This is a genomic window from Lactiplantibacillus sp. YT640 (assembly GCF_049745435.1).
Classification (GTDB): domain Bacteria; phylum Bacillota; class Bacilli; order Lactobacillales; family Lactobacillaceae; genus Lactiplantibacillus; species Lactiplantibacillus plantarum.
Genome location: NZ_JBMNVY010000053.1, coordinates 1 through 8,547 on the forward strand (window position 1 = coordinate 1; position 8,547 = coordinate 8,547).

An 8,547-nucleotide genomic window follows, 5' to 3' on the forward strand; every position below is an offset into this window, starting at 1 on the left:
TGGACTTACGATAGTTCTTAACTTGTTGATTAAATGCCTTTCTTTCATGCCGTTTGCTATTGATTCCCTCGTGTTGCATTGGTGTATCAGCTATTCCCTGTTCCACAAATGATTTTTCACTGATTCGATCAGGAATGTTTTTTTGCTCTAAAGCTTGATTTACACTTGCCGCCCAATTGTGCCGCCATTCAGTTATTTTTTCTTTTTTATCCCAATCGACCATCAGTATCTTTCTACTCTTAGGGTACTTGCTAGTTCCGGTATATGTTTTGTTGCCATTATCATCTAAAATATATTGCTTTTTACTCTTAATTCCCCATGTTCCATCTGAATTAAACGGCCGATTAGTTAACATCACATGAGCGTGCGGATTATCTGGGTGGTCGCGATGAATTGCCACGTCGGCTACCATGCCCTCATCGACAAAATTTTCTTGCACATATTTTGTCAGTAATTCTTTCTGTTCGGATTCACTTAATTCTACCGGTAAAGCCACGTTAAACTCTTTTGCATACCGTGAGTTTGATTTACGATCTTTCTTTTCAACTTCATTCCACAACTGCTCTCGATCACTCGCCCATTCAGGTGAATTTTTTGGCGTCAAAATAAAGCTTTCTGGCATGATCGATCGGGCATAGAAATAGTGGCGACCTTCCTTATCATCAAATAGCTTTTCACCACTTCNGGTGAATTTTTTGGCGTCAAAATAAAGCTTTCTGGCATGATCGATCGGGCATAGAAATAGTGGCGACCTTCCTTATCATCAAATAGCTTTTCACCACTTCGATAAGCGGCACTGGCAATCGCACTTCGTCCTTTACCAGCACTAATATTACTAAAACTCATGTGGAATATTGCCATGTCTGTCACTGCCTTCCTTTGATTCTATGGGTTTTGACTTTGTTGTCGCCATCGGCGACTTCTAATACAGGATTTTAGCACGATTTACCCCACAAGAATTTAGTGGGGTGTAAGTGCGCATTGGCCTCGTTTCACTCGGTCTTCTGATTATCTTAACTTTAATTTAGTGTATGCCTTCCGCTTCGCTATTTCAACTTCTATACTTTGACTTAACGTTTCCTATATGATATAGTTTCGGTGATTATTTCTAATATGATTGGAGGAATCGTTATGTCTAAAAGTAACTTAGAAAAACAAGAAGCTAAATTAAAAGCCCTTAATCAAAAAATTAAGGACGAAAAAAATAAGATTGAACAACGGCTAGGTAAACAAATCATCAGTCAAGCCAATTTAGATTATGCTAATTTGTCTAACGATCAGATTAAGCTTTTAGCCAAGCAATTTTCTGAATTTTTAAAGGTAAAGTCCGTAGATCATTAGCCATACGAGATGGGGAAATTCCATGTCTAATCAATATGAAAAACTAGTCGATCAGCAAGCGCGTTTAAAACAAAAAATTGAGCGAGAAAATTTTAAATTACGGCAATCTAAATACTACGAAAATCGGCAAGCCCGCAAAGCCCGTTCTCGCCGATTAATTCAAAAAGGGGATTTGCTCGAAAAATACTTTCAAGCTGATAACCTATCGGTCGAACAAACCGAAGAACTTTTAAAAATATTTGCCAATTACGTTAATGCCCATAAACCGAATAAGCTCAAAAACGATCAACCTAATAACTAGGCCGATCGTTTTTATTTTCTGGATCATTTTTTGGCTTAATTTCTGGGTTTTGATCCGCAAAATCTTTTAATTGTTCTTGGATTCTTTTACCAATTTCGTTTTCAACTGATTTAAGCTCTAAGTTTGCTCTAATTTGTAATCCCTGAATGCCATTGTCATATGTCCACCGTTTAATTTTAGCCATGTCATTATTTCGATAATAATTGGCAATTAGTTCGTTCCATTGATCCCACTTATCTAACGGCACATTGATTAAGCCTGCACCACCGTCAATCATAATTTTATTAGCACTTAAAGTCGCCGTCCTTTTGTTCCCGTCCCAAAAGATTTGTTGGCGCATATTATGATACATAACAGTCAATGCTTTATCAGTGGTCGTTGTTTGCGGATCAGCCAAAATTTTTTGTAAAAAGGATTGTTCTTGTTTTTCGTTAATTAAGGGTGGTTCAAAAAAGTCTTCACTGCCTAAATCAACTCCTCCTTTTCCTTGCCGTAATTCTCCTGGTATTAAGGCGTCTTCCGCGGCCACAATCTTGTTAATTTGTTTTTCCATGGTTAACGTTAAAGGGGCATTTTGATCAGTGATATATTGCCACCCACGCTTTAAGTTAACAATTGTCAAAATATCTTCAACAGGAACGCCTGCCACACTCATGCCGTCCATAATGGTTTGTGTTTGCGGCAAAGTGGTATTTACGCCTTCAAAGCGGGCATTAGTGTGCACTAGCTTGGTAAAATTTGTTCGAGCAAACCGTTTGTTTTCTGCAACTGTAAATTGATACTTGTCCATATATGCTTGTGTCTTAGTCATATTTTGTACCTCCTTTTCATTCCAACCACTGATTCATTGACTCGTCCATGTTAAATCACAAAATGCTTTTCGTTGATAATTTTTTCTTGCCGTTTATCTAAGAGGTAAGTGTGTAACGCGTCAAACAACTTGCGCTTATCAGGGTCTGGATTATGTGCTGCTTGTTCCCAAATGCCTTGAATATTGACTGCCCAGGGGTCAGCCAACATTTGATCAATTGTTTCGATTTCTTTGCTGGGTTTGGTCATTTAAAAAGCTCCTATCCCGTTTTCTAGCTCAGCTATCGTCAATTCGGCCACTTAAGGCACCTATTTTTACTTCTAAGCGATTTTAAAGCAGTTTTAATATAATTATGCATGTAACACTAAAAACGGCTTAAATGAGTCCATATGACGTTTAATTTCAAGAACGCTCATTGTCAGTGTTCTGTTCTTTGGGGTGTTTGGCCGCATATTCTCTAGCCGCTTGTTTATTCCACCAAACGCCAAATAGGTTTTGCATGGTGCCGTATAAGTAGTTTTCCACGTTCTTGATGTGCTTTTCATTGCTTCTTAGGGCGTTAAAGTAGCGTCTCAAGGCTTTAGTCATCAAAGGTTTTAGTTCTTCGTCGTCAAGCGGGGATTAGAACCCCAATATCTTGATGATCCTTTTCAACTCGGTACTTAGCATTTAAGATAATGCCAATGAAGCGACGCATCTGTTGCGGGGTACGGCACCAAAAACTAAGTAGTTGCACAGCTTCGGGTTCTAAGAAAACCGGTAAGCCACTGTCTTCATCAGTTAAGAAGTCATTAGCATGATTTAAATGATCGCTTTACATGCCATGCATTTACGCCAGGTTCAAAATGTCTTAGTTGATGGTGGTTATTCAGGCGTTAATTTTCAGCTCGATGTAGCCAGTAATTTAAACGCAACCGTGCAGGTTGCGAAGCACAATGAGTTGCATCGATTCGAAGTCATGCCCCAACGTTGGGTAGTCGAACGATCTTTTAGTTGGCTAGAGAATTGTCGGCGACTTTGGAAAAATTGTGAGCGTCAATTAACCACCAGTCTGCAAATGGTCGTTTTAGCGTTTTTAGCACTATTACTTAAGAGATTTTAGACAGCTTCTTAGATGCCACTCCTTCCTAAAAATAAGTGAGCAGATCCAGGCGATTAGTAACCGGACCGTAAGTCGCCGCAAGGAGGAATTCCCGATTTTGGAATTTTTGCTTGTGGTGCTTACGTGCAGGTTGCTGCCTGGAGGAGCTGTCCTAGACACTCTGCCTAGCAATAATTTTAAATGGGGTAAAAGCTGATTTGGCGGCCTTTGTCGGTTGACTAATAATCTGCTGCATCCCCCGAACACCCATCTCGAAGAATTCCTGAGTGACACTGGTTAATTGCGGCCGCACGATGCTGCAAAGTTTCGTCCCATCAACACTCATCACAGCTAAATCAGCTGGGATTTTCAATCCATAATCCTGTGCCTGATTCATCACGCCGATTGCGGCCAAATCACTGGATGCGATCACCGCTGTCACCTCCGGCTCACGGCCATATTGTTTCATCGCATTAACGCCGTCTTCATAAGCAAAGTCACCGCCGCAAACCCAGGCCGAATTCAATTGCAACCCATTATCAGCCATGGCCTGATGATACCCATCCAATCTTAACTGACCAGTCACAGAGTCTAAATCCGCTGCCGCAAATCCAATTTTGGAATGACCCTTATCAATCAAATACTTGGTAGCTTGATAGCCGATCTGAAAATCATCCGAGGTAATGAACGGTAATTTTCGATTTTTAAGGGTGATTGATAGGAACTGGTATGGAATATTGGCATTGACTAACAGGTTCTCATTAACCGAATTAAGGTTAACGGCGACCAACAAAATACCCATTACCGACCGTTCAATCACGGTTTCCAAAGCTTTTCGTTCCATCTGGGGATCTTTTTCGCCGGCATATAAAATAATCACATTCAAATCATGCTCACCGGCCTCTTGCTGAATCCCATCAATGATCTGGTCGGAAAAGTTCGTCTTGGTTGAGCTCACAATGACCGCAATCACCTTGCTACGGCGGGTAACCAATTCAACGGCAGCCGTATTTTTTTGATAGCCAAGTTTTTTGGCTGTTTTTTTTACCTTTTTTGCTGTCTTCTCTGAGTAAAATGCTGCCTGACCAGACAGTACTCTTGAAACAGTGGCAGGAGAGACCCCTGCTTGTTTAGCAATATCTTTAATTGTGACCGCCATGATTGCGCCACCTCTCTTTTATGTATATTGATAAGTTTCACTAGAATCATTAATGTTAAGCGCTTTACGATGTTCATCTCATTTTAACACAGTAAACGACGCCTAAATTTTTAGTAAAACACAAACGTTTGTGGTGTTGATGTGAAACGTTTGCAAACGTTTTCTTTCAGTGATATTATAATCGCTGTAAACGTTTCCTTGCAATATATTTATTGGCCAAGTTGCTGGGGCGTTCACGTAGGACGGCTGTGTAAAGCGAAATATCTATCTAAGCATCTTTTTCAAAAATTCCTGAAGTAGGAGCTTTCGAAAAAAGAGATTTAGATTCTGGTTTCTAAGTGCTTTACTCCGCTCACTTTTATTAAAACAGCTCCGTAAAGCAGAAGGAGACTTAGGCTCCAGCTTCTAACCGCTTTACTCCGCTCACTTATTTTTTAGGAGGAATCATTATGGACGCAAAAGCAAAAACTGGTAGTGGGGACGTTGAGACTGAACCTAAAAGTTTTGCCTCCCATTTGCCAAGTTTGAAAGTAAGCACGATTTTTGCAATGACGTTTGGCTTTTTCGGGGTTAACATGGCGTTCTCACTTCAACAATCACAAATGGGGCGAATTTTTCAAACCATTGGCGCCAACCCGAATAACTTAGGCTTTTTCTTCATCTTGCCACCGCTGGCCGGAATGGTTATTCAGCCATTAATTGGTAAGTACTCTGACCGCACTTGGACCCGTTTTGGAAGACGCATGCCGTATTTATTTATTGGCGCACCCGTCGCAGCAATTGTTTTGGTATTACTTCCTAACGCCGGTTCATTTGGATTTGGTTATGGTTCGGCGGCTGCACTGTGGTTTGCCGCTATCGCCACCTTATTCATGGACCTTTCATCCAATGTTTGTATGCAGCCATTCAAGATGGTCATCGGCGACATGGTCAATGAAGATCAAAAAGATATGGCCTGGTCTTGGCAGCAGTCCTTCTCCAACCTTGGCGGGGTTCTCGCCAGCCTGGTGCCATTCTTCCTCGCCTTCATCGGCCTTTCAAACGTCGCTCAAAAAGGTGAAGTGCCAATCACCGTTAAATTAGCTTACTACCTGGCCGCAGCCGTTCTGTTGCTGACCTCGTTCTACACGATTGCCAAGGTTCACGAATACAATCCAGAAGAATATGCTTTATATCATAACATTGACTTAACCAAGCAAAAGAAGCAGCCTAGTCTTTGGAAATTAACCAAGAAAGCACCCCGGGTCTTCTGGGAAATCTCAGTTGTTCAATTCTTTACCTGGTTTGCCATTCTCTACTCTTGGACCTACGCTGCCGGTGCCATTTCTTTGAACGTTTGGCACACTTCCAACCCATCATCAGCCGGTTATCAAGCCGCTGGTAATTGGTACGGCGTGCTTACCTGCATCCAAGCCGTTGCTTCCGTTATCTTTGGATTGTTAGTGCAAGCCCGAACTAAGCCAGAACACCGAAAAGCATGGTACGTCTTTGGTTTGCTTGCTGGTGCCCTTGGCTTCATCCTGATCTTCTTCATCCACAGCAAATGGTTGCTCGTTTTGCCATTCTGCCTGATCGGGATCACTTATATCACCATGAACACCCAACCATTCTCACTCTTAACAGAGGCTTTGAACGGTGAAAATGAAGGGGCTTACCTGGGACTCTTCAACTGTGCAATCTGCTTGCCCCAAATTGCCGCATCCCTTTGCAGCTTCTTCATCTTCCCAATGGTTGGCCACTCAATGCCAGCAATGTTTTTGGTTGGTGGTGTTTCATTAGTAATCGCTGCATTTTCAGTTCGCTTTATTCACTCAAAATTGAGTGAACCAGTTAAACTATAATAAATAGGACAGAAACGTCAGGCAGAAGCTTCCCTATAAGCACCATGGGCAAAAATTCCAAGCCCACGAATTTCTGCCCATGGAGACTTATATTCCAGTTTCTAACCGCCTGACTCCGCTCACTAAAAAAAGAGGAGAATTCAATATGACCCACAAATGGTGGCAAAATGCCGTAATTTATCAGATTTATCCACAAAGTTTTCAGGACAGTAACAATGATGGGATTGGTGATCTTCATGGAATCATCAAGCGCCTGCCTTATTTAAAGAAGCTCGGAGTTGACGTCCTTTGGTTGAACCCAATTTATCAGTCCCCGCTCAAAGATAACGGCTACGATATTGCCGATTACGAGAAGATCTTACCGGAATATGGCACGATGACCGATTTCGACGAATTATTGAAGGAGGTTCACGCCCACGGATTGAAGTTACTAATGGACCTCGTGGTTAACCACACTTCCGATCAACACCGCTGGTTCCAAGAAAGCAAACAATCCAAGGATAACAAGTACGCCGACTACTACATGTGGCGCGATCCAGTTGATGGTCATGAACCCAACAACTGGCACGCAGCCTTTGGTGGCAGTGCCTGGACATACGTTCCGGAACGAGGCCAGTACTACCTACACTTGTTTGCCCCTGGTCAACCCGATTTGAATTGGGAAAACCCAGCCGTTCGGGAATCCGTTTGGAACATCATGCGATTCTGGTTGGATAAAGGGATTGATGGCTTTAGAATGGACGTCATCAACCTGATCTCCAAACCTGAAGGCCTTCCCGATGCACCTGACCCCGGCACCTACCCACTCACGGAAGGTCTGGTTGCCGATGGGCCTAAGTTAAACGACTACCTCCACGAAATGAACGACAAGGTGCTTTCCCACTACGATGTCATGACAGTTGGTGAAATGCCGAGTTCAAAGCCCGAAGATGCCATCAGCTACACTGGCCTCGACAGCCATGAACTGAACATGGTCTTCCAGTTCCAACACGTTGCTTTGGAACCCAATCCAGACAAGCGCTTGGGCAAATGGAACGATCAGCCGGTCAAGTTACCAGAGTTGAAGACCGCGCTTTCCCGTTGGCAAAAAGCCTTAGATGGCAAGGGGTGGAACAGTCTCTACTGGAACAACCACGATCAACCCCGGGCAGTTTCTCGCTTCGCCAACGATGATCCAAAGTACCGGGTTCGCGCCGCCAAAATGCTGGGTACTACCCTTCACATGATGCAAGGAACGCCATTTGTCTTTGAAGGTGAAGAACTTGGCATGGCCAATGTGCACTACACCAGCATTGATCAATACGAAGATCTCGAATCAATCAACGCCTACCGCGAGTTGGTCGAGGAAAAGAAGCTGGTGGATGGGCCAACCATGCTGAAGTATTTAGCCAACATTTCCCGGGATAACGCCCGCACGCCAATGCCATGGGACGCCGGCAAGAACGCTGGTTTCTCGGACGTGAAGCCGTGGTTCGCCTTGAATCCAACTTATAAGGAAATCAATGCCAAAGCTGTGTTGGAAGATAAAGATTCCGTCTTTTACCACTATCAGAAGTTAATCCAACTCCGGCATGATTCCGACTTGGTTAAGTTTGGAACCTATGATGAAATTGATCCTGACGATGCAGAAGTCTTTGCTTACCGGCGTCATTATCAAAGCAAGACGTTGCTGGTAATCAGTAACTTCACTGCCAACACGGTGACCCGTGATTATGATCAGGGGAAAGCTGACAAACTCGTCATCAGCAATTACGATGATGATCAAGGCACGGAATTACGCCCTTATGAAAGTAAGGTCTATGTATTTAACTAGGATCATAATATATTCGGGCATAAAGAGTCTTCTCAACTGATGAGGAGACTCTTTTTTGCTTTGTTTAACTGCGGCAATACATTGATCTATCGGCATAATATTTTGGTTAGTGATTATTTGCAATCTACCATTAACACGGTTCTGACCATTTTAGGTATGCTAGGTGTAATTACAGACGTACAAACTGTAAACGTCTCACA

At 42.8% G+C, this 8,547-nt stretch carries 7 protein-coding genes and 3 pseudogenes; 5 read left to right on the plus strand and 5 right to left on the minus strand.

Going from position 1 to position 8,547, the window contains the following annotated elements:
* A pseudogene (gene mobQ / locus ACOV1R_RS15150) lies at positions 1-861 on the minus strand (MobQ family relaxase); the annotation flags it as partial.
* A 252-nt stretch (positions 862-1,113) separates the two neighbouring features.
* On the opposite strand from mobQ, the gene ACOV1R_RS15155 reads away from it, so the two are divergent.
* Both ACOV1R_RS15155 and ACOV1R_RS15160 read left to right on the plus strand, forming a co-directional pair.
* Positions 1,114-1,341 (plus strand): hypothetical protein, encoded by a 228-nt coding sequence (locus ACOV1R_RS15155; RefSeq protein ID WP_071665499.1) that lies wholly within the window; start codon positions 1,114-1,116, stop codon positions 1,339-1,341.
* Between the two features lie 22 nt (positions 1,342-1,363).
* Complete coding sequence (locus ACOV1R_RS15160) at positions 1,364-1,642, plus strand: hypothetical protein (protein ID WP_071665500.1); 279 nt, start codon at positions 1,364-1,366, stop codon at positions 1,640-1,642.
* On the opposite strand, the gene ACOV1R_RS15165 is transcribed toward ACOV1R_RS15160, so the two are convergent.
* From ACOV1R_RS15165 to ACOV1R_RS15175, 3 genes and pseudogenes are all read right to left on the minus strand, one after another.
* Positions 1,632-2,453 carry a Fic family protein gene (locus ACOV1R_RS15165; protein ID WP_071665501.1) on the minus strand — a complete coding sequence of 274 codons (822 nt, stop codon included), beginning with the start codon at positions 2,451-2,453 and terminating at the stop codon, positions 1,632-1,634. The genes ACOV1R_RS15160 and ACOV1R_RS15165 overlap by 11 nt on opposite strands.
* Positions 2,454-2,503: 50 nt before the next feature.
* The gene (locus tag ACOV1R_RS15170) at positions 2,504-2,701 is read right to left on the minus strand and encodes a hypothetical protein (protein ID WP_071665502.1); all 198 of its coding nucleotides are present in this window, start codon (positions 2,699-2,701) and stop codon (positions 2,504-2,506) included.
* 154 nt (positions 2,702-2,855) lie between these two features.
* Positions 2,856-3,264: pseudogene (locus tag ACOV1R_RS15175) on the minus strand (replication initiator protein A); the annotation flags it as partial.
* An 18-nt stretch (positions 3,265-3,282) separates the two neighbouring features.
* Here ACOV1R_RS15175 and ACOV1R_RS15180 point away from each other — a divergent pair.
* A pseudogene (locus ACOV1R_RS15180) lies at positions 3,283-3,555 on the plus strand (transposase); the annotation flags it as partial.
* Between the two features lie 151 nt (positions 3,556-3,706).
* On the opposite strand, the gene ACOV1R_RS15185 reads toward ACOV1R_RS15180, so the two are convergent.
* Entirely contained in the window at positions 3,707-4,693 is a 987-nt protein-coding gene (locus tag ACOV1R_RS15185; protein WP_020923903.1) for a LacI family DNA-binding transcriptional regulator, read from the minus strand.
* Between the two features lie 449 nt (positions 4,694-5,142).
* Here ACOV1R_RS15185 and ACOV1R_RS15190 point away from each other — a divergent pair, with 449 nt between their 5' ends.
* Positions 5,143-6,534: an SLC45 family MFS transporter gene (locus tag ACOV1R_RS15190; protein WP_041153662.1), complete on the plus strand. Its 1,392-nt coding sequence runs from the start codon at positions 5,143-5,145 to the stop codon at positions 6,532-6,534.
* Positions 6,535-6,679: 145 nt separating this feature from the next.
* Complete coding sequence (locus ACOV1R_RS15195; protein ID WP_041153663.1) at positions 6,680-8,347, plus strand: glycoside hydrolase family 13 protein; 1,668 nt, start codon at positions 6,680-6,682, stop codon at positions 8,345-8,347.
* The last annotated feature ends 200 nt before the right edge of the window (positions 8,348-8,547 follow it).

Coding starts and splice junctions, on each gene's coding strand:
- ACOV1R_RS15165 (WP_071665501.1), bottom strand. CDS start 2,453: ATGACTAAGACACAAGCATATATGGACAAGTATCAATTTACAGTTGCA.
- ACOV1R_RS15160 (WP_071665500.1), top strand. CDS start 1,364: ATGTCTAATCAATATGAAAAACTAGTCGATCAGCAAGCGCGTTTAAAA.
- ACOV1R_RS15155 (WP_071665499.1), top strand. CDS start 1,114: ATGATTGGAGGAATCGTTATGTCTAAAAGTAACTTAGAAAAACAAGAA.
- ACOV1R_RS15190 (WP_041153662.1), top strand. CDS start 5,143: ATGGACGCAAAAGCAAAAACTGGTAGTGGGGACGTTGAGACTGAACCT.
- ACOV1R_RS15195 (WP_041153663.1), top strand. CDS start 6,680: ATGACCCACAAATGGTGGCAAAATGCCGTAATTTATCAGATTTATCCA.
- ACOV1R_RS15170 (WP_071665502.1), bottom strand. CDS start 2,701: ATGACCAAACCCAGCAAAGAAATCGAAACAATTGATCAAATGTTGGCT.
- ACOV1R_RS15185 (WP_020923903.1), bottom strand. CDS start 4,693: ATGGCGGTCACAATTAAAGATATTGCTAAACAAGCAGGGGTCTCTCCT.